This window comes from Peribacillus aracenensis, from assembly GCF_025175645.1.
Taxonomy (GTDB): domain Bacteria; phylum Bacillota; class Bacilli; order Bacillales; family DSM-1321; genus Peribacillus; species Peribacillus aracenensis.
The window spans coordinates 137,682-159,323 of record NZ_JANZMJ010000002.1 but is presented as its reverse complement, the minus strand read 5'-3'; the positions used below and the strand labels follow the sequence as shown (position 1 = coordinate 159,323).

The 21,642-nt window shown below is 38.1% G+C and carries 15 protein-coding genes and 2 pseudogenes; 4 read left to right on the top strand and 13 right to left on the bottom strand.

Translation table 11 applies throughout. From position 1 onward, the window contains the following. The first annotated feature begins 113 nt into the window (after positions 1–113). Genes N0M92_RS03380 through N0M92_RS03370 form a run of 3 tightly spaced genes read left to right on the top strand, consistent with a single transcriptional unit; the run spans position 114 to position 2,476 of the window. Entirely contained in the window at positions 114–467 is a 354-nt protein-coding gene (locus tag N0M92_RS03380) for a DUF485 domain-containing protein (protein WP_192203531.1), read from the top strand. Then, positions 464–2,014 (top strand): solute symporter family protein, encoded by a 1,551-nt coding sequence (locus N0M92_RS03375; RefSeq protein ID WP_260284459.1) that lies wholly within the window; start codon positions 464–466, stop codon positions 2,012–2,014. Before N0M92_RS03380 ends, N0M92_RS03375 begins: the two co-directional genes overlap by 4 nt. A 15-nt stretch (positions 2,015–2,029) precedes the next feature. Next, positions 2,030–2,476 carry a PaaI family thioesterase gene (locus tag N0M92_RS03370; RefSeq protein ID WP_260284458.1) on the top strand — a complete coding sequence of 149 codons (447 nt, stop codon included), beginning with the start codon at positions 2,030–2,032 and terminating at the stop codon, positions 2,474–2,476. A gap of 542 nt (positions 2,477–3,018) precedes the next feature. On the opposite strand, the pseudogene N0M92_RS29590 reads toward N0M92_RS03370, so the two are convergent. The 9 genes and pseudogenes from N0M92_RS29590 to N0M92_RS03325 form a co-directional block, all read right to left on the bottom strand. Then, positions 3,019–3,331: pseudogene (locus N0M92_RS29590) on the bottom strand (allantoinase); the annotation flags it as partial. 25 nt (positions 3,332–3,356) lie between these two features. After that, entirely contained in the window at positions 3,357–4,619 is a 1,263-nt protein-coding gene (locus N0M92_RS03360; RefSeq protein ID WP_260284456.1) for a pyridoxal-phosphate-dependent aminotransferase family protein, read from the bottom strand. Positions 4,620–4,662: 43 nt separating this feature from the next. Beyond that, complete coding sequence (locus N0M92_RS03355) at positions 4,663–4,812, bottom strand: hypothetical protein (protein WP_260284455.1); 150 nt, start codon at positions 4,810–4,812, stop codon at positions 4,663–4,665. A 147-nt stretch (positions 4,813–4,959) separates the two neighbouring features. Then, a pseudogene (locus N0M92_RS29400) lies at positions 4,960–5,154 on the bottom strand (Zn-dependent hydrolase); the annotation flags it as partial. A gap of 994 nt (positions 5,155–6,148) precedes the next feature. Beyond that, entirely contained in the window at positions 6,149–8,317 is a 2,169-nt protein-coding gene (locus N0M92_RS03345) for a malate synthase G (protein WP_260284453.1), read from the bottom strand. A 328-nt stretch (positions 8,318–8,645) separates the two neighbouring features. After that, on the bottom strand, positions 8,646–9,950 hold the full coding sequence (locus N0M92_RS03340) for a uracil/xanthine transporter (RefSeq protein ID WP_192203525.1): 1,305 nt from the start codon (positions 9,948–9,950) through the stop codon (positions 8,646–8,648). Positions 9,951–10,177: 227 nt separating this feature from the next. Next, positions 10,178–10,561, bottom strand: a complete 384-nt coding sequence (locus tag N0M92_RS03335; protein WP_260284452.1) for a cupin domain-containing protein — start codon at positions 10,559–10,561, stop codon at positions 10,178–10,180. Positions 10,562–10,690: 129 nt separating this feature from the next. Then, complete coding sequence (gene allE / locus N0M92_RS03330; RefSeq protein WP_260284451.1) at positions 10,691–11,455, bottom strand: (S)-ureidoglycine aminohydrolase; 765 nt, start codon at positions 11,453–11,455, stop codon at positions 10,691–10,693. Positions 11,456–11,868: 413 nt separating this feature from the next. Continuing rightward, positions 11,869–13,236 carry an allantoinase gene (locus tag N0M92_RS03325; RefSeq protein WP_260284450.1) on the bottom strand — a complete coding sequence of 456 codons (1,368 nt, stop codon included), beginning with the start codon at positions 13,234–13,236 and terminating at the stop codon, positions 11,869–11,871. A gap of 519 nt (positions 13,237–13,755) precedes the next feature. Between N0M92_RS03325 and N0M92_RS03320 the strand changes: the two genes are divergently transcribed. Beyond that, positions 13,756–15,408 carry a PucR family transcriptional regulator gene (locus N0M92_RS03320; RefSeq protein WP_260284449.1) on the top strand — a complete coding sequence of 551 codons (1,653 nt, stop codon included), beginning with the start codon at positions 13,756–13,758 and terminating at the stop codon, positions 15,406–15,408. 452 nt (positions 15,409–15,860) lie between these two features. Here N0M92_RS03320 and N0M92_RS03315 read toward each other — a convergent pair whose 3' ends face one another. From N0M92_RS03315 to N0M92_RS03300, 4 genes are all read right to left on the bottom strand, one after another. Continuing rightward, positions 15,861–17,111 carry an allantoate amidohydrolase gene (locus N0M92_RS03315; protein WP_260284448.1) on the bottom strand — a complete coding sequence of 417 codons (1,251 nt, stop codon included), beginning with the start codon at positions 17,109–17,111 and terminating at the stop codon, positions 15,861–15,863. Between the two features lie 207 nt (positions 17,112–17,318). Beyond that, entirely contained in the window at positions 17,319–18,299 is a 981-nt protein-coding gene (locus tag N0M92_RS03310) for a sugar phosphate isomerase/epimerase family protein (RefSeq protein WP_260284447.1), read from the bottom strand. Positions 18,300–18,408: 109 nt separating this feature from the next. Continuing rightward, positions 18,409–20,166 (bottom strand): thiamine pyrophosphate-binding protein, encoded by a 1,758-nt coding sequence (locus N0M92_RS03305; RefSeq protein WP_260284446.1) that lies wholly within the window; start codon positions 20,164–20,166, stop codon positions 18,409–18,411. After that, complete coding sequence (locus N0M92_RS03300) at positions 20,167–21,627, bottom strand: four-carbon acid sugar kinase family protein (RefSeq protein ID WP_260284445.1); 1,461 nt, start codon at positions 21,625–21,627, stop codon at positions 20,167–20,169. Positions 21,628–21,642 lie beyond the last annotated feature (15 nt).

Here is a 21,642-nt window from a genome sequence, read left to right as displayed (position 1 = left end):
CAAACAAAAATATTAATTTACTAAATTTTCAGACTATGTTAATTTTAACAATGATATATCATTTTATCAAACACTCGTTTTAAAAACGTACTACACTAAAAAGGGGGCTTACTATGGAATCACCAGCTAAAACTGAACATTCACCATCAGGACATGACAGCGGAAATAAGTATCGTCAATTAATTGAAACAGAAGAATTCAAGTATTTGCTTCAAAAGAAAAAAGCTTTCATCGTACCTGTCACTCTCTTCTTTCTTGCTTTTTATTTTGTTCTTCCTATTCTTGCTGCTTATAGCGAAGTATTGAAAGGTGAAGCTTTTTTCAATATTACTTGGGCATGGGTATATGCACTTCTCCAATTTGCCGTCGTATGGTTAGGAGGAATTGTCTATATCAAAAAAGCGGCGAAGTACGACAAGCTGGCTAAAAATATCTTGAAAAAATATGAGAAGGAGCTTGGCGAATGAGCATTTTATCCCTCACACTTTTTTTGGGCATCATATTGTTAACGCTTACAATAACCTATTACTCTTCTAAGAAAACGAAAAATGCCAGTGATTTTTATACTGCCGGCGGTGGATTGACAGCATGGCAAAATGGATTGGCCGTAGCAGGCGACTTTATGTCAGCCGCTTCTTTCCTGGGAATTACAGGTGCGATCGCACTGATTGGTTTCGATGGCTTTTATATGAGCATCGGGAACCTTGTTGCCTTTCTTGTCTTATTGTACCTTGTGTCGGAGCCACTTCGCAATCTAGGTAAGTTTACGCTGGCAGACATGATTTCAGCACGATTCAAATCAAAAAAAGTGCGAGGGATAGCTGCCGCCAATACACTTGTCATTTCAATCTTTTACATGATTGCACAACTTGTTGGTGCAGGGGGATTAATTAAACTGCTGCTCGGCATCGATTATTGGCTATCCGTCCTACTTGTCGGTGTGCTGATGACGATTTATGTAATTTTCGGCGGGATGAGAGCGACAAGCTGGGTGCAGATCACCAAGGCGGTTCTATTACTAGGCGGTTCCGCTGTGCTGACGTTCATCGTATTTTCCCGTTTTAATTTCAACATTTCAGAGATGTTCCATCATGTCCAAACTGCAACACCACTCGGAAAGGAATTTTTGAATCCTGGAAATAAATACACCGATGGACTCGACATGATTTCATTTAATATGTCACTTGTCCTTGGAGCAGCAGGCCTTCCGCATTTACTCGTCCGCTTCTTTACAGTAAAGGACGCAGCTACTGCAAGGAAATCCGTCGTATATTCCACATGGTTTATAGGGATATTTTTCATCATGACGATTTTCCTTGGTTTCGGTGCTGCATCTTTCGTCGGTTTTGAGCGGATTGTCGCAGCAAACTCGGCTGGAAACATGGCCGCCCCCCTTCTTGCATTAACCATGGGCGGTGAGTTTTTATTCGCATTCGTTTCTGCTGTGGCATTTGCCACGATTTTAGCGGTTGTATCCGGTCTTGTTTTAACATCAGCATCCGCTTTTGCACATGATATATACGGAGAAATCATCAAGGAAGGAAAGATTACGGAAAAACAGCAAATAATCGTCGCGCGAATGGCTTCTGTCGGCGTAGCTGTCATTTCGATTTTACTTGCTTTATTTGCACAATCAATGAATGTCGCTTTTCTTTCAGTCCTTGCGCTTGGAATTGCTGCAAGTGCCAATTTACCGATCATCCTTTGCACAATTTATTGGAAACGCTTCAACGCAACCGGAGCGATCACAGGAATGTTATTCGGGTTACTCAGTTCCATCATACTGGTCATGCTCAGTCCCAATGTATGGAATCCGGAACCTGGGATGGGTATTTTCACAGGCAATCCCCTCTTCACGATGAGCAACCCGACCATTTTCACCGTACCGCTTGGCTTTATTGGAGCCTACTTAGGTACAAACTTGTCAAAGGCAAAAGATGAGGAAAACAGTTTTCCTGAAGTACTGTTCAAATCCAATACCGGATATGGGATAAGTTCGGCAAAGGACCATTAAAAAAGGGGGATTTCCATGACCACACATTTAGATCAGGATGTTCATGAATTGCATTATGACCAAATCAAACAAGTACTGGTTGACGAACCATACGCTTCTTTTCTAGGGATGAGATTGACGAAACTCGGTCCCGGCACAGCGGAAGCAGAATTGATTCCTAGTGACCACATGCTAAATAGCCATGGAACGGTTCATGGTGCCATTATCTTTTCACTTGCTGATTATGTGTTCGCAGCAGCCAGCAATTCATATGGCAAAATAGCAGTTGGCGTTTCAAATAACATCAACTTCTTATCAGCTGGCAAACGGGGGGAGACACTAACCGCTAGAGCGAAAGAGATTAAGAAAAACCATAAACTGGCATGGTATAAAATAGACGTGTTAAATGAAAGGGAATTGATCGCAACCATGGAAGCGATGGTGTTCAGGAAAAATCAATATTTCGTCGACCACGTTGAATAAGAAACGATTGAAACCGGACAAGCAATCCACTTGTCCGGTTTCTTTTCCCCTTGATTTACCCATGATGCATGCGCAGAGCTGATGAAAAGGAAGGATTCCCGATTCGGAATCCCCTCCCTTATAATGAATTCAATTGCCCAGAACCTTATTTGCAAAGCCTTCTCCCTAGTTATTGACTGCAATACCTGAATCTATCACTTTTAACCAATCCCCACACTCCTCTTCACTTATTACATCCGTCTGATAAACTATTCTCCCTTTATTGATGGTACCCGTGATTAGGCAAGGAAAGGTAGGGCCCATATAAACGCTTTGCTTATGTTTTGCGAATACGCTTCAAAAATATTATGTATGGCAGGATTTTTCAGTTCATAAGGGCATGGTGAGTGGTCGGAAGGAATCATATCGAATTTCTCTTCTATTAAATAGGTAATCAATCTTTCTTATTCTTCTCTTCCCCTGAGTGGGGGAGCGCATTTTGCAACTGTGCTTTTTCTATTAAATCATCCTGATTGAATAATAAATAATGCGGTCACGTCTCAACGTAAAAGTGTGAAATCATCCGCTCGTTCAAACTCCTCATTTCCCGTCGCTGAGAGAAAGCTTTAAACCCAATGACTCCGGATTTGGCGAGATCTACTAAATCATCGATATTTCCCGGGATCAATCCTCTCCATAATCCAAAGTCTATAACCGACTTCATCTCACCGAGCTGCCCTTTTCAAGGAGAGCCTTTCGATCGACGGTTGAAGGGATTCCATACAATGGCATATCGAAATATATGGTGCAGCCTCCCGCCGCCATCATTTGCGATCCAGTTTCAAAGCCTCCCCAATGAGCGCAGCCAGGTTCGCTGAGGATGCACAAGGACATCAATTACTCAAAGAGATCCTCGTGATGCTACCACTTTCTCCGTTTTTCCTACATACACATCAAGCGCAGCCTGCAAAGCCTCTCCCCGATTAACTTGGAACCCCTGGCGCAAAAGGACAGCTTCCAAGGAGGCCAATACAAACAGGATGTTTTCTTTCCTGCAACTGAACCCCATGGTTCCGATTCTCCAAATTTTCCCGTGAAGCGGACCAAACGAGGAAGCGATTTCGATACCAAATTCATTCAACAGCATGGCTCTAACAGTTTCACCATCGATTCCTTTTGGAATTTCGATGCAAGTTACACATGACAGTTTGTTTTTCCCATCCCCGAATAACGTAAGTCCCATTGCCCTGATCCCTTCAACGAGAGCAGATTCGTGGAGTTCATGACGGGCAAAGCGCGTTTCCAGACCTTCTTCGAGTACAAGGCGCAACCCTTCACGTAACGCATAAATCATGGAAGTAGCTTCTGTATGGTGATTCAAACGGCGCGGCCCCCAATAATCCTGCAGCATGCTTAAATCGAAATAATTACTGGCGATTGGCCGGCGGACCGAAACCTTTAGGTTTTCTTCATCCGTCGCAATACCACGTTCCACCTTTTTGCGGAACTGGATGATTTCTTCTATTCGCTCATTATACGTAATCGGTGCCATACCCGAAGGAACGGATAAGCATTTTTGTGTCCCGCCTATCAATCCATCAATACACCACTCATCCACCTTTACATCGGTGCCCCCGATGGAGGCAACCGCATCCACCACAAGCAGGACTCCCAATTCACGGCAAGCCAACCCGATTTCTTTCAAAGGCTGCATACAACCAGTGGAAGTTTCCCCATGGACGATTGCTGTTATTTTAGGGGAGACCTTCTTGATTTCCGCGATGACGGCTTCCGGTTCGAACACCTCCCCCCAAGGACATTCCATCGTATGGACTTCAGCTCCGTATCGCTCACAAATTTCCACCAACAAATGACCGAACCTGCCGAATATAGGAACCAGAACCTTATCTCCTGGCTCAATGATGCTACATAGAATCGCTTCATTCCCCGATCTTGAGGTACCATCTATCGGGAACGCCCATTTATTTTTCGTTTGAAAAACCAAACGCAGCATTTCCATCACTTCATTCATGATAGTAGTGAATGCAGGATCGAATTGCCCTAGTATTGGTGTGCTCATCGCCCTTAAGACACGCGGGTCCACTTCGACCGGCCCTGGTGTCATGATCGTTCTCATCGGTGCATTCAATTCTGAATATGCCATTTTAACCAACTCCTTTAATAGGCTAATTTATATAGTATTTCACTTAAAATGTCGATTCCCTTTTCCATATCCGCAACACTAGTAAATTCCTTAGGCGAATGGCTAGAACAGCAGCAAGTCGGACAAGGCGATTCATTTCCCAGTCCATCGCAACAGGTTTGACCTCCATCCATTGTGAAACCTCCAGCTTCATTTCACCTTCTTTTGCCAAGGGTTCGAAAGTTTATTTCCTTAAAAAACCTTTCAAGAACCTCTTCCTCGTGATGCCTGATATCGAGACTGAGCTCCACTTCACCAGCAATGACATTCGGAACATTAGGTTTAACATCCATTCTGCCAAGTGTCGCCCCCCATCCTTGACCGTGTCTATATGAGAACCGGCCAGAATGATTCCACCGGAGGAACCCGTACCCTCAAGCCTGCCAAACAAGTTGCCTACACTATCAAAATATGTAATAAGGTTTTCTTTTTCCATCTCAGCTTTCATTGCTTGCTGAGCGCTCATCCATTCCTTGGAATATAATAACCTGGTCACCTATTACTCTCTGTTGCCCTCGAAGGATGCTAACCATTTTATCATCGAACGCAACATCATCCTTTTCATCTATGAATTTTTCGTTTGATTGCCCATCACATCGCTTCCCTTCTCAATATCCATTCACGTTCTGAATATTCACTAAATTTATATCATCTATTATTTTACTTGCTTTCGCATTTAACTTCATTGACAATTCTGTTAGTATTTCGGTGTTTTTTTGTGCAAAATAACCAATGGAAGCAAACCAATAATGTGTAAAATATACAGATTTCTATGATCAAAAGAAGTGGTACTTATTGTTATAGTTAGCACCTTATCATATTTCACTGGTGTTTTTTGATAAATTAAGATACTAATTCTACTTATGCCGTCCGAATTAACTTCTGATGGTCTGCGAACCTAAAAAGATGAAGACTAATCTTATTACATCTAATTCACATAAGTTTACTTAGCTTCTTCTTTTTATAAAGAATTAAACCAAAATGGGGAACAAGTAATTTTGATCACTTGTTCCCCATTTTATCGAATAATCACTTATTTTAATCCGAAGCCCCGTATGAATTTACTAGTAGAAGTTAAGTTATGGCACTTGGTGAACTTGGACTTTAAGGAACTCTATTTCTTTTATGTTGACTTTAAAAGCGTTTTATTATGATTAATAATTCGAAATCTTGATTTTAGTTCAGGCTTTATCGTAAACTTTATTGCTTTCAATTGTAAATTTTAGAACGAATGCTCCCTTTTCGGTTGGTAACAATTGCTTATCACGAATCTGTTTATACAGTGTAGTCAATGGAGATCCCCCCCTGAAATATGGAGATAAAACTTTGCGAAAAATCTTGTTTCTTATACACGGGATACCCACTTTAACCTAAAACCCTAACTAAACAATAAATAGAAAAAGACAATTAGTTTTTCCAACGCTAAGCTTTATGAATTTAATAACATTGCATCCTGGTTGGTATGAATGCCTTAGAAATTTTACTTATTGTTACAACTTATTTTTCTTCGCTTCAATGCGTCGTCGATGCAGGATAGGCTCAGTATAACCACTTGGTTGGTTATAGCCTTGAAACACTAGGTCGCATGCCGCTTGAAACGCCACTGAGTTGTCGTAATTTTCCGCAATACATTGATATGCTGAATCTCCAGTGTTTTGTTCATCCACTACTTTAGCCATTCGTTGTAAAGTCTCCAAAACCTGTCCTTTCGTACAAATTCCGTGGTGAAGCCAGTTAGCCATATGCTGACTCGAAATTCTTAGTGTGGCACGGTCTTCCATCAATCCTACATTGTTGATATCCGGTACTTTGGAACAACCAATTCCTTGATCTATCCAACGTACAACATAACCGAGGATACCTTGAGCATTGTTATCTAACTCTTGCTGAATTTCTTCCGGACTCCATTCGAGGTTTTGAGCCACTGGGATTTCTAAAATATCATCACGTAAATTTACTGGATTCTTTTTCAACTCATCTTGTACCTTTTTTACATCCACTTGATGATAATGAAGAGCATGCAATGTCGCTGCAGTTGGAGAAGGCACCCATGCTGTATTCGCCCCTGCTTTCAGATGGCCAATCTTTTGCGTTATCATTTCCGCCATCATATCAGGTATTGCCCACATTCCTTTACCAATTTGAGCACGACCTTGAAAACCGGTTGCTAAACCTACATTGACATTCGATTTTTCATAACCTTGTAGCCATTTTGATCCTTTCATGTAATTCTTGAGGATCATGGGTCCGGCTTCCATAGAAGTATGAATTTCGTCTCCAGTTCGATCTAAGAACCCGGTATTAATAAATGCCACTCTTTCTTTAACTTGGCGGATACAAGCTTTCAAGTTTAATGAAGTTCGACGTTCTTCGTCCATAACACCAATTTTCAGTGTATTTCGCTGTAGACCTAGCATGTCTTCCACACGATCAAAGAGTTCATTGGCAAAAGCCACCTCTTCGGATCCATGCATTTTGGGCTTAACGATATAGACTGATCCTTTAGAGGAATTATAATATTTACCATTACCTAACAGGGAATGTTTGGCAAGTAAACTAGTCATGACTGTATCCATAATCCCTTCAGGAATCTCCTCACCATTAGCATCTAGGACTGCGTTTGTGGTCATTAAGTGTCCCACGTTACGGACAAACATAAGTGAACGACCAGGCAAAGAGAATTCTTCTCCATCTGGTGCTCTGTATAAACGATCCGGGTTCATTGTACGTGTCATCATTTTATTATCCTTTTTGAAAGTTACAGTCAGATCACCCCTCATAAGACCTAACCAATTTCGATATATCAGGACTTTATCATCAGCATCCACTGCCGCAACAGAATCCTCACAATCCATAATGGTCGTAAGAGTAGATTCCATTAGAATGTCCTTAACGCCTGCTTTATCTATTTTACCGATCATGTGACTTCGATCAATCTGAATTTCAAAATGCAAACCATTATTTCTTAATAATATAGCCGATGGCTTTTCGTATTCACCCTGATTGCCAACTAGTTTAGATTCCTCTACTAAACTCGTAATTTCTCCATTTCTGAGTGTAACAGCTAATTTCCCATCTACTACTGCATATTTCACAGCGTCTTTATGTGAATAACCCTTTAAAGGAGTTACTTGATCAAGAAAATCCTTTGCAAATGAAATGACTTCTCCCCCGCGTACTTCATTGTAGCTCCCTTCTCGGTAGGCTCCCCCTTTTTCGCTAATAACATCTGTTCCATAAAGAGCATCATAAAGGCTTCCCCACCTTGCATTTGAAGCGTTAATAGCATAACGGGCATTATCAACCGGGACAACTAACTGCGGCCCAGCTTGGAAGGCTATTTCATCATCCACCCCTTCTGTCGTAATATGAAAGTCTTCTCCTTCAGGTTCGAGATAGCCAATTTCTTGTAAAAATGATTTATATTCAGCAAAGTCTATCTCTTTATTTTCTCTATGCCATGTATTGATTTTGGTTTGAATTTCATCACGACGAGCTAACAATTTTTTATTTTTTGGAGACAAGTCATGTACCAATTTTTCAAAATCACCCCAAAATTGTTCCTGATTCAATTTGCTTCCAGGTATCCCATCTTTATTGATAAATTCAAAAAGTACCGGAGCCACTTGAAGATTACCTATTTTTACATATTCACCCATGGTGTATTCCTCCTTTAAAAATTAGTTTGACTCCCGGCATACGCCGAGAGGAATTTTCTTAAACCAGGTGATCTCTCCTACCTTTGAACGGGTTCAATACTTCATTTGCTATCGATTAATCAAGTTCTCAATTTATTGTTTTGTTTTCTTATAATCAATTTCAAGATTATCGTTAGAAAGTTGGCCATTGACTTCAACAGACCCAAAGTAGTCAATATAATATGAAATCCTTTTTTCTCCAAATGTAATATGAAATCCCATTTTTTGTTTTTAGAATAATCACCTATTGTTGTTGCTCATTTTTTCCTTTTCCAGGTAGATATATCGATTACTGCCTGACTTCCAACTTATTTGTTAACTTATTCCAATCAATAAGTTTTTCCAAAAAAATCGATATAATGACACCCATAATGAGACCATTTGTAATGAAAGGCTGCAAGAGCACAGGAATACTGCCGAATGATGCTGGTGGGATATTCATAATGCTAACTCCAACTAGGACTGGACCCGCTAAACGGAGTATCGTTTCAGAGTTGAATAACGTTCCTTTTAAGCTGTTTAATGCGGTCCCAAACAATTGAAGGTATGCGACAAACAAAACAGCGTTACCTATTGTTAGTGGTATTGTTCCTAAGAACCTCCCTAATGGCGGAATAACTCCAAGGAGAATAAACAAGAATCCACTTATCATAAATGGCTCTCGTTTAAATAACTTGGTACTTTGTAAAAACCCTATTGTAGATGTAAATGGAGTAAAAGGGACCAAGCCAAAAATCGAAGAAATAAACGCAAAAATACCTGTTACAAAAATAGATCTCCTGTATTGACTATGTTCCACCTTTTCCTTGTAAACATCTGCAACAGCTTGAATAGAAGCGAAAGAATTCGTTAAATTCAGAAGGACCGCAAAAAAGGAGACAAGAATAATACCAATATCCAAGTTTGGAGTTCCAAGGGGAAAGAAAGTGAATGCCATACCTGAAGAGCTAGCCGTCGGAAGATCTGAAGGGAAAATAATTCGATATAATGACCATCCTACGATAATTCCGATTAAGATTGAGAAATTGCCTAGTATTTTCCCTCCTTTAATCCTTAAAAAGCCAACGAATATGACAATCAAGATTGAAAACAAACTGACAGGGAGATCAATTGTTCCACTTTCGGTTATTTTAAACATACCTTTGAAGAAAATAAAGATGAGCTGAAAGGTTAGCAAAAATATATAAACACTTATCACCATCGGCTTAATTACTTTCTGTATGATATAAATCAGGTTAAATGCCGCAAGCAGTACGGTTACAGCTCCCGCAAGCAGAATACCTGTTGCAATTCCCCCTCCTACGGTTGCAAAATCCAATCCGAGTGCAGATGCAGAGATGCCCATATTTATCATCAGACCCCACATTAGCCCCGAATGGCTGTCCAATAATGGATAACGATGCCCAATCCAGGCCTGCAGAATGGAGGCTATTCCTGTAAAGATAAAGGAGCATCTTATCGTCATTTCAATTGTTTCTGAAGGAAGCTGGAATGCTGCTCCTACAGAAATTGGTACGACAACCGTATTGGCAAAAATAAAAAAAAGCCACTGTAAAGAGGACAATAATGTTACAGTAACTCCTTGCTGTGTCATCTTAATCATCACCATTTCCTTTATAAAATCAGTTTGCAAGTTTTTAAGGAAGCCAATTCTTAAAAGTATTGATTTCCTGCAAAAATTACAAATCATTTCTTTTTATAAATAAAAATATAAGCGAAGCGCTGTCTTCATTACAATCGCTTCGCCTTACTCACTTTTTTTGTTTTTTGAAAGAAGAAATTTAAATTATTTTGTAATTGTTTAATAATCTTAGCCTTTTTCTAATATCTTGTTATATCCATTGGCAATGCCCCTGCAGCAAAGCCTACAAACATGAATCGACTGTTTCCTGTATTACGCATTCCATGAATTTGATTAGGCTTGGCCAATACTACCATTCCTTTTCTGATCGTAATCTCATTCTCTAAATCAGGAAAGTATGTTCCTTCCCCCTCAATGCAAACCCAAATATCATCAACATTCGAATGAGAATGTAAATATACTTCCTGCTCAGGTTCAAGACACCAAACTGCCCCAACAGTTTTATCCGTTTCATAGAAATAATTTTTTTGTGGTGCATTAGAATCGAATTTTGCTATTTTATCGATTTCAAAAACTCTTTCCTCTATTATCGACTCTTTGTTCAAAATTACATTCTGGTCCATATCTCAGCACCTCTTTTATATTTAATGGGTTTGAATTACACTTACCAGATCTCCCTGTAATACAGATTCTGCCCGCATTAAATCTCTTGAAGTTGTCATCTACGCATTTCTTCTAAATGATGTGACCTTTTACAAGGATGCATCACGATTACAATCTTTAGAGTAAACATACGTTAAATTTTCTCTGCCTACCGCATAGGCTGCTTGATGTACATATGGTCCCATAAAAATGTAATCTCCTTTCTTTACAGGAACCCACTGATTATCGAGGTTATACATCCCTTCTCCCGAGAGTAAGTAGGCACCATGTTCTTGCACATGTGTTTCGATGAACGGATGAGATGCAGCAGGATCAAAGGAAAGAATATGAAAATTCATATCAAAATCTATATCAGCAGGCAAAAGATCCTTAAGATGGACATTATGCATATCATCATAAATCCTGAATTCAATGTTGTTCGCATGGTTTGAATGAACCCATGGCCTCCGTCCTTCAAGTGGACGATACTTTTGCTTATATAGGAATAGTTTAGAATCTCCATCCGATTGGTTTTCTAAATACATCTTTGTTCCTGGCGGACAGTATAAATAACCGCTTTCATCGAGGACAAACTCTTGTTCACCTGCAGCAGCTTTTATTTTCCCTTCAATAACATAGACAAATGTCTCAACATCTTCTTGTCCACCAAACCCCTCGCTGTTCTTTCCTTCCTTTTGCATTGTCACAATGTAATCGACAAAGCTTGCTCCAAGCTTTGGAGAACCCAAAATGGAAATGATACAATTCTCAAATCCTGGAACAACATTATTGACCAATCCTTCAGGTGCAATTAAAGCATATTTACCGTGCTCAATTATTGATCTGCTTGCTAATAAATCTTTTGGATAACCCATCTTTTAAACTCTCCTTTTAATCGTATTTTGTGAGCTAATTCATATGATACCAATCAACGTTTTAATCGTGAGCCAATATAAGCATGTGAATCATGGTGTGCCCTGTAACCGATATAGATTAACTTATAATTGAAGCTTCTTTTCATATATTATTAACTTGTGTCAGAAACCATTAAGTCTCTTATACAAATGTTAAACGCTTTCATTTAAATAGTCATTATGCCTAATCAATAAAAACGATTTATATTTTTGTCTATTATAGATAAAACATCTTCTTATTTCTTCATCCATGATTTTCTCTTTTATCAGTCCCAGTTCCTTACAGGCTTCTTTTTCCTTTAAGATTGTGTAAGCCTAAAACAAATGTCTGAAAGCGAATCAGCTAATAAAATGATTAAGATTTTCTCAGTCCTTTATAGCTTAACAACTCTAGATTTTACTTTTTCCACAGTGGTAATGCTTCCATTTTCAAAAACTATAGCCCCATTGACGATCGTCGTCGTTACTTGCCCTTTGAATGTCCTGCCAACATAAGGCGACTGCTGATGGCGGTAGAACAAATCTTCCTTTTTCAGCTCGAAGCTTCTGTTCAGATTAACTATCGCCAAATCAGCATCGCTATCAACCGCTATTATCCCTTTATGGGGATAAAGGCCAAATAACTTAGCTGGATTCGTTGATGTTAATTCAACAATTTTCCCCAGAGGAAGATTACGGTTAAAATGCCCCTCTGTCAACATAATATTGAGCGTAGTTTGAGCACCAGAAATCCCACCCCAGGCACTGAAAAAGTCTTCATTTATTACCTCTTTCATAGATGCAGGTGCTGGTGAATGGTCGGATGCTATAACGTCAATTTCTCCGTTTGCTACAGCTTCCCATAATTGTTCTACTTCTTCATCATCACGCAGTGGAGGGCAGCACTTTGCCAATCCGCCTTTTTCCTCTAAGTCTTTTAATGTCAAAGATAAATAATGAGGGCATGTTTCTACCGTGATATCTAGGCCTCTTTGCTTTGCCTGATTAATGACGTCCACTACTTTCCGGCTGCTCGCATGAACAATATGCAGTTTACAACCTGTAGCTTCAGCATATGAAATTATTCTTCTAACCGCTTCAATTTCGGAAATTATCGGTCTTGATTCGACGAAGTCCTTTGCAGTCGTTTTATTTTGTCTTTGTTTTTCTTGTGCAAGCTGATCACAAATGACTGTGCTTTCAGCATGAACGGCTAAAAGTGAACCTATTGAGGCAATTTCTCTCATCCCTTTAAAAATCGTAATATCATCGACATGATTGAAATCGATAATTCCGCTCGGTGACATAAAAGCTTTAAATCCAATTACTCCATTTTCATCAAGTTCCTTAATATTCTCAATATTTTCTGGTGTAAGTCCACCCCAAAAGCGGCAATTGATTACCGACTTTTCTTCGGAGCAAGCTCTCTTTACTGCCAAATATTCTTTATTGATTGTTGGTGGTGTACTGTTCAATGGCATATCAAAATAGGTTGTCACCCCACCTGCCGCTAAACTTCTGCTACCAGTTTGAACACCTTCCCACTCAGTTCTGCCTGGCTCGTTGAAATGAACATGAGTGTCAATTAATCCTGGGAGGATGTGCTGCCCGTCAGCATTAATTTCTCTTGTTGCAGTAGCATCAATATTTTTTCCGATGGACACTTCTTTAATTTTCCCTTCCTTAATTGCAATATCTCCTTGAACAATCGAATCAAACATTACAAGATTTCCATTTCTAATGAGTAAATCATATGTAGCCATAGGTTCATTCCTTTCTATGGGAAATCAAAGCCAATCCTCTTTTACAGTTGCATAATGAAGAAACCCGCCAAAGCGGTCAATAATGAGTGTACTTTCCCCTTCAACGTTTATTCCTGCCTAAAATTATTTTTTAATATTCGGACTATTACACTGACTGTTTCACATTCCCATCAATTAAGCCCCTTTAACCACATCCTCTCGTTCCTGTACTTTTCTTGAAGAAAATATCTAAAAAAAATTTTTAACCATTGAAAAAAATTATGGTTGTATGTGCTTCTAAATATAAATATAGTTGCTGAATATAATAAAAACTTGATATTTATGGAATGCAAAAAAATCTTGAAAACAGTTTCATTAACCTTCAATCCTCTATACAATTGATTATAAACGGATTAATTCACAAAATCATTATGCAATGTAAACAATTACCATTTAAATTTTTGTCCAAATTTAACAACATTCGTTTTCTTCCCTTTCTAGAAATAAAAACCGACAAAATGTAGAATTAGAAGGTGTATGATGAAAAAGGTAGAAGATTTATTTATCGTTGATGTGTTTCGAGAAGCCAAAATTATTGCTGGACATGCCGGACTTAAAAGGAAAGTAGAATCAATTGAGATTTCAGAAACACCAGATGCCATCAATTTTTTAGCTGAAAACTCCCTATTATTGACAACAGGATACGCTTTTAAAGACGACCCTCATGCATTATGCAATCTCATTTCCCAAATTAATGAGCTTCCATGTGCAGGGATCGCCATTAAACTTAAAAGATTCATTGATAAGATACCGCCGGAAGTAATCGAATTAGCTGACTCATTAGAATTTCCCATTATTCAAATTCCAGAGACATTAACATTAGGTGCGGTTGCTCATCAATTATTAAGCTTTATATGGGATAACAAAATCGAAGAGTTATTTTATGCGATGCATATTCACAAGGAATTTACCAATATGATGATAAAAGGCTACAGCCTGAATTCTTTAATTGAAAATCTTGGCTCCCTATTAAAATGTCCTGTTCTCCTACTTGATCCTATTGGTGATGTAACATCCTTTTCTCATCATTTTCGTACAGGAAATATGAAAATCATTATGAAAAATGTTCAGGAACACATTAAAAGTGATATAGAAACATACCTAGAAAAAAACCAGCTCACAATTAACATCCAAAATACTGACATTTCTATAAAATTGTTTCGGGTGAAAACAATGCGTCCCTATCCATACTTACTAATAATTCTTCACCCTGAGAAGCTTTCATACCCATCTTCCCAATTAGCTATAGAGCAAGCATCTACAGTCATTTCATTCACGCTGCTTAAAAACGAGGCTATTAGAGAAAACAGTCGTTTGTTAGAAAATAACTTTTTTGCTTCCCTTGTTGATGGAAAGATTTCCAACAAACAAGAAATTATTCATAGGGGAAAACAGCATGGCTTAATCGACAATATGAAATACGTATGCATTGTATGTAAGATTGATTATGATAAACAAAACGCTTTACAAAAAAGTGCAGAAATAATGAATAGATTATACGACTATTTATATAAATTTTTACATAAATCATTTTTAAAAATAGATACTAACAACATCGTTTTTATGAAAGATGGTTATTTTGTTATTTTGATGCAATCTCCTCTGAATATTAATGATTCGATTAAAAGCATAATAGAAGAAAGGCTGAAGGAATTCCAGAATGAGGCTTATTCAAATCTAAAAATTTCGTTGTCGTTTGGAGTTGGTAACTTTTCTAATGACCTTACCTATATCCACCTTACATACGAAGAGGCAGTGGAAGCATGGACACATGGGTCTGAACTGTTTCAAAATAAATTTATAAACTTTTACGAGACCAAGCAATTAATCGAACTGATTCGGTTAATTCCCGAAAAAGATTTAAAAAAATTTTATGAAAATACTTTACGTTCTCTATCCTATCCGAAAAATAAAGATGAAAAAGACTTAATTAATACCTTATTGGTATATTTGGATAATAATTGTGAACTTGCGATTACATCCAGGAAACTGTTTGTTCACCGTAATACCGTTAAATACCGAATTGCCAAATGTGAGGACATTTTGAATTATTCCGTCCATGATTCAAAAAACTCACTTCACTTACGTATAGCTTTACTCATGGGTTCAATTTTCAGAGATAACAGTGATTAATAAGTAATTGTAATTACTACTTAAGCAGGTATTGACTGAAGGTAAACTGCCAACGCAGACAGAGATCAATATGAAGAGTAAAACTCGGCTTCTTTTTCTGAAGTGACGCTACAGAATCCTTGGATTATGGAGGAATCCAGGAATTTCAGTGGCTTTTTTATTAACTTGATAAAGAGTCCATCCAGAACTCCTTTTGTAATCATAGGATCTGTGTTGATACGTATGACTGTTTTATCGCTTGATGGATCTCTATCTTAAATATATTTCTTATCGAATGAGCTTTTCGAAGCATTCAATCTTATAGGAAAAAGCTTCTGATGACTGTTGACTGGTTTGTTCAAGAGGTACTGATTGAAATGTATTCATTTTGAAAAAACTCGTGATCCGATACAGTCGGATCACGAGTTTTTTTGTAAGTTAGTCTTATATTTATATAAAACCTTATATGTCCCTCAATATTGTTTTGTGGCTATTTTAATTACTGTAGAGTAAAGAACTCTAGCTCCTGCGCCCATATCTTCTACAGTAACGAATTCATCAGGGTGATGACTAAGACCATCTTTACAACGAACGAAAATCATCGCAACATTCGTTACATCCGCCATAGCCATTGCATCGTGACCAGCACCACTTACAAGACTGATGACGCTTCCATCCAGTTCGTGAATGGATTCCTCGATTACTGTAATCAATTGTTCATCACAGTATACAGGATCGGCTTCCATGACTTGTTCAAAATGAATTTGGAGTCCTCTAGCTTTTGCTACTCTTTCACTTTCAGTTAAAATGGCATCAATAGCTTTTTTCTTACGATCAACATTTAAATCACGGATATCCAGCGTCCCTGTTACAAGGCCAGGTATTACATTACTAGCACCCGGACTTACAGTAAGTTTACCAATGGTCGCTACCAATGGTTCATTTTGGATAGCGATGTTCTCAATGTAGGAAATGAGATCACTAGCTCCTAAAAGTGCATCTTGTCTAAGGGCAACAGGAACTGTCCCTGCATGTCCAGGTTTCCCGATAATTTCAAAATAAAATCTTGTAGCACCAGCAATCCCACGAACTATTCCGACAGGTTCATTCTCCTTCTCAAGCACAGGCCCCTGTTCGATATGAAGTTCCAAATAAGCGAGAAGTTCTTCTGGAGAACGACTAGCATTTTTATAAGCATATGGGTCAGCAATACCAATTCCTTTTAACGCTTCAGCAATTGTTATTCCTTGTTCATCTGCCCTTTCTAAATCTTCAGCGGTAAAAGTTCCTGCAATCGCTTTACTACCGAGGAAAGTTGAGTGAAACCTTACTCCTTCCTCATCACAAAAACCTACCACTTCGATTGGATTGTATAATATAATGCCATTATCCTTAAGAGTTTGAACAACTTCTATTCCAGTTATAACTCCTAAAATACCGTCATATTTACCTGCTTCAATCACACTATCTAAATGTGAACCAATCATTAAAACTGGAGCTGTAGGATCTTTCCCTTCATAACGTCCGATTATATTGTTAAGAGCATCTTTTCTTACCGTCATCCCAGCTGCTTTCATCCACTCTTCAACTAGGCTTTCTGCTTTTAAACTTTCCACTGTGAAAGGTAGTCTAGTGACACCAACAGATGTAGATGAACAAGCAGCAAGTTCTTCGGTTCTAGTGTTGATTCTTATAGCATCAACATCCTTCTGTAGTTTAACCAATCGATCACTTCCTTGCCAATTAATCTCTAAAAAATGTTTGTTATTTATTACTATATCCAGTTTTTTTTATGCAAAGTCATATTAACACCTTAGTTAGTTGTTGCTCAATAGGAATTCTTCATGATAAGCTAATTGAATTTTAGACTAAACGGTGACAGGCAAAAGTGCTTGTCACCGTTTAGTACATATAGTAAATATATAGGTAGGCTAACCAACTAAACGCCCTTTTTTTGAATGTAATAATGACCATGCATCAATGAGAGTACGTTTTGACTGTGCAATTACAATATCTGATGATTCTGTACCTACAGGTTTTACTTCAAAAGCGACTATATTCTTTATACCTTCACCGATGTAACCAATTTCTAATAGAGATCGTAAATACTCCGCCAATTCAGAAACATCAACTTCACTTCCTGGATATCCGAAACGCGGATGCTGATCTCCGTAAGCAGGATCCGAAGTATCTTTAATGTAGCAATTTCCGATATGGGCATGGTTAATATAATCACGAGCAACCGTTAATGCATCAGAAGAAGTTTCACGTTGCATTGGTAAATGACTTAAATCAAGCATTAAACCGAAAGTAGGATCTACTTTACGAACTTCTTTTGCAACTTCAACAGCAAGTTTATTCGAACCGATTAGACATTTCTTATCTGTCTCATCATCAAATGTTTCAAGTGAAAGTACTAAATCACCTTTAGATTTTGCATAATCGCATAATTCTTTGATGGAATTCGTTAGTAATTGTAATGCAACATCTTGTTGAGTATCAGGTTTAGCCCCACTTAAGAAACCAAGTTTAGCAGCATTTACTTCGTAAGCTTGGTCAATTCCGACTTTTACTAAATCGATAGCCCTTCTACGCTCAGCTTCATCAAAAGAATTAAGGTTTCCTTTGTTTCTTAATAGAATCGGTTGTGCACCAAATCCTACAGTCATTCCGCCAGATTGTAAAATTTGAGTAGCCTCTTTACGTTCTTCAGGATTGTTAATAGATGTAATTTCAATTCCAGAGAAAAAATCATCTTGTACAATTTTCTTAATTGTTTCAACAGTTGGACCATCTCCACCCATCGTTTCCGGATAAGCCATAAAGTGAACAATTCCGACTTTCATGGAATTATGAAGATTTTCTGACATTGTTTCGCCGATTTTTCGGCTTCCCTCCTTTAATAAACCCATTATTTAAGTACAGTCAATACTACTTTTTATTACTAATATGTTTTTTGAAGCAATAGGTTAGGTTAATATCCCATTGCTTCAAAAAAATCACTTCCATCAAAAGTAATGATTATTTTGAATAATCAATATCTTTTGAGTATTTGAATCCATTAAGTGCACCGTTGTTAGAGAATTCGCATGCGTTCTTAGGATCTGGATCAACTATAACTTCGATTAAATATGGTTTACCTGAGTCAACTGCACGTTGTAGAGCTGGCTTGATATCATCATAATGTGTAACAAGCTCACCACGAACACCCATACCTTCAGCCGTTTTAACAAAGTCGATTCCTCGCTCTTCATTATCACATAATTCATTTTTGTAAATTAAGTCTGTAGAAATTTGGCGTTCATTATAGAACCAGTTTTGTTGTTGACGAATTAATCCCATTAATGAGTTATTCATACAGAAAATAATTACCGGAATATCATGTTTTGCAGCTGTAGCAATATCTTGTAATGACATCCCTAAGCTTCCATCACCAAGGATGTTTACACTTTGTCTTTCAGGAAATGCAAGTTTCGCTGCCATTGCTGCACCAAGGCCCCAACCCATTGTCCCCGCACCACCAGTTAATAAGTATGTTCTTGGTACATACGTTTCAAATAATTGACTAGACCAGATTTGGCTGATACCGCAGTCATGTGATACGAAGGCATCGCGATCCAAGAATTCACGAAGTTCTCGCAATGCACGCTCTTGTCTGATTGGAAGTGTTGTGTAATCCGTTTTACGTGCCCATTTCTTACGCTCTTCAGTTAAGTTAACTCTAGTACCTACTTCGGCAGTTGCTGCGACATGAGCACCAAGTGCTTTATGGGCTTCTGCAAGTTTAACCATGAATGTTTTAACATCAGAAACGATACCTAAAATCGTTGGTACAACTTTACCAATTTCCTTATTATCAAGGTTTACGTGGATAATTTTCTTACCGTTTTGTGTGAATACCGAAACATTACCAGTTGAACGATCAGCGAAACGTCCGGCAAGGTTAATGACTAAGTCGGCTTCAACAATTGTTTTGTTGCCGAATGGAGTATCAAGCATCGTTCCCATACGTCCAGCGAATAAAGGGTGATCGTTAGGGAATGTATCCATCCCCATGCCAGAAGTTACTACAGGGATTTGCAGTTCTTCAGCTAACGCTTTTAATTCAATGGTAGCGTTTGCAATGTTGACCCCTCCACCAGAAAGTAAGACCGGTCTTTTAGCATCTTTTAATAATTCTAATGTTTTCTCTATATCAGCGTCAGAAGCTTGTGGTAAGTTATCGACTGGAGTAGAACCAATAAGCTCATCTAAGTCGACTTCAATTTCAACTTTTTGTTGATCAACTGGTAAATCAAGAAGGACTGGACCCTTTCTGCCAGTAGTAGCTGTTACCCATGCTTCATGGATAAATTCAGCAGCTTTCGAACCGTCAGTTAAACGGTATGCAGCTTTCGTTACAGGCTTTGCCATTTCAACGATAGGCGCTTCTTGGAATTGCATGGTTCCAATTAAACTATTTTTTTGTTGACCGGTAATGGCTATCATTGGAATGGAATCCATCCATGCACCGTAAAGGCCAGTTAAGAAGTTGGTTCCACCAGGACCTGATGTGGCAGCACATACGCCTACTTCACCAGTTGCTCTTGAATAGCCGTCAGCCATGAAAGCACCCGTTTGCTCGTGACGGACAATATATGATTCAATTTTAGTTAATTCTTTTACTGCATCATAGAATGGTAAAATTGCAGCTCCCGGTACACCATAAACATGTTTCACCCCTCTTTTTTCTAAATACAAGGCAATTAGCTCAGCAGCTGTCATTTTTTGTTTAGCCATTTATATCTCTCCCTTTTGATCCTTTTTTATATTTTCAAAGATTTGAGCAATTGAATCTTTATCCCCAACGTTGCCTGGAAATACGATATAAGGTGTATCTTTGAACTTGGCTTCACTTCCGGTTAACCATACTGGAACACCGGCGATCGCTTGCCCTAAAATTTTTGCATATTTAATATCTAAGCCGTCAGTTGCCACATCACTCGAAGTTATACCACCTTTTGCAATGATGAATTTCGGCTTTACTTTTAGTGAGCGAATAACTTTAACTAAAGAACTTGAAACAGTTTGACTAATCTTTAAGTTTTCTTCCTTATCTTTCGTACTAATTAAATCCCTGCTCGTATATACAAGCGTATCGCGATTAGAAGAAATATTATGATCTACTAATTGACATACTCGTGTTAGCTCTTCAGTTCTTGTTTCTTTATTCAGAACTTTCACAACATTGATTTCGATTTGTTCAATCGGGTATTTATTCATTAGTTCCTTAATTTGTTCCGTAGTTTTATTCGTGTGAGAACCCACTATAATAAATCCACCATTGTTTTGGCTTTCATCATTTGAAACAATCTCATTTGCTGATAAATATGGACGATCCTGAATTCCCGCAATCGATTTTACACTAGATGCTGCAGTTCTAAACAAGAATTGCTTGCCTGAATCAATTGCTTTAAGGACAGCTAATGATACGATGTCTAAATCATAGTAAGATTTAGCATTTACTATAATAGGGGCATTATTGTTGGCAGATAGTAAGATCTCATAAACTTTATCAATGCCGCCATCATGAATATCTTCAAGTGAAATGATCAAAGCTGACTCTGAATTTACGCTTCCATTTGTCTTCTCTTCAATCCATTTCGGCAAATTAGCAGTATCGAAACCGAAAACTGAATCATTCGCAAATTCTGTTTCATTAACTGGGACAAGCTGACCATCCATACCTAAATAATGAATATTATCTATGGTGTAACGATGTGCTTCAAAAAAAGCCGGTATGATTAAATGACCTGAAATTTGTACATCAGCAGTTTTTAATAATTCATCTTGGAGCACATTAATTTCAAGTGGATAATGCCCTCTTAATGTTGAGTCACTTCTACTAATAATCGAATAATTAATACCCATTTCCTTAGTAACGTCAACAATGTTTTGGACAATCTCTCTATTGATGTTTTCCGTTTTTTCTGCATTATAACTTCTTGTGTTTGTTAAAATATAAAGTACACTTCTCTCATCAGATAACCCTTTTTTAATCCAATCTTTTCCCCAGTCCGTGATGACAAAGATATCATGTACCGTTTGGACACCAGTTGGATCATCATCTAAAACGATAAACTTATGTTTTGTTTGTTTTAAATGAGCTTTGATTTTAGCACGAAGGCTATCATCCGTTTTAGAGAAGAGAGGATTTTCTAAAGTATCCTTTAAACTTGGATAATGGCTTACGTTTGACAAAAACCCTCCCCCTTT

Coding starts and splice junctions, on each gene's coding strand:
- N0M92_RS03325 (WP_260284450.1), bottom strand. CDS start 13,236: ATGGCTACATATGATTTACTCATTAGAAATGGAAATCTTGTAATGTTT.
- N0M92_RS03375 (WP_260284459.1), top strand. CDS start 464: ATGAGCATTTTATCCCTCACACTTTTTTTGGGCATCATATTGTTAACG.
- N0M92_RS03380 (WP_192203531.1), top strand. CDS start 114: ATGGAATCACCAGCTAAAACTGAACATTCACCATCAGGACATGACAGC.
- N0M92_RS03340 (WP_192203525.1), bottom strand. CDS start 9,950: ATGACACAGCAAGGAGTTACTGTAACATTATTGTCCTCTTTACAGTGG.
- allE (WP_260284451.1), bottom strand. CDS start 11,455: ATGGGTTATCCAAAAGATTTATTAGCAAGCAGATCAATAATTGAGCAC.
- N0M92_RS03305 (WP_260284446.1), bottom strand. CDS start 20,166: ATGGCTAAACAAAAAATGACAGCTGCTGAGCTAATTGCCTTGTATTTA.
- N0M92_RS03355 (WP_260284455.1), bottom strand. CDS start 4,812: ATGAAGCTGGAGGTTTCACAATGGATGGAGGTCAAACCTGTTGCGATG.
- N0M92_RS03310 (WP_260284447.1), bottom strand. CDS start 18,299: ATGGGTTTATTAAAGGAGGGAAGCCGAAAAATCGGCGAAACAATGTCA.
- N0M92_RS03360 (WP_260284456.1), bottom strand. CDS start 4,619: ATGGCATATTCAGAATTGAATGCACCGATGAGAACGATCATGACACCA.
- N0M92_RS03320 (WP_260284449.1), top strand. CDS start 13,756: ATGAAAAAGGTAGAAGATTTATTTATCGTTGATGTGTTTCGAGAAGCC.
- N0M92_RS03345 (WP_260284453.1), bottom strand. CDS start 8,317: ATGGGTGAATATGTAAAAATAGGTAATCTTCAAGTGGCTCCGGTACTT.
- N0M92_RS03370 (WP_260284458.1), top strand. CDS start 2,030: ATGACCACACATTTAGATCAGGATGTTCATGAATTGCATTATGACCAA.
- N0M92_RS03335 (WP_260284452.1), bottom strand. CDS start 10,561: ATGGACCAGAATGTAATTTTGAACAAAGAGTCGATAATAGAGGAAAGA.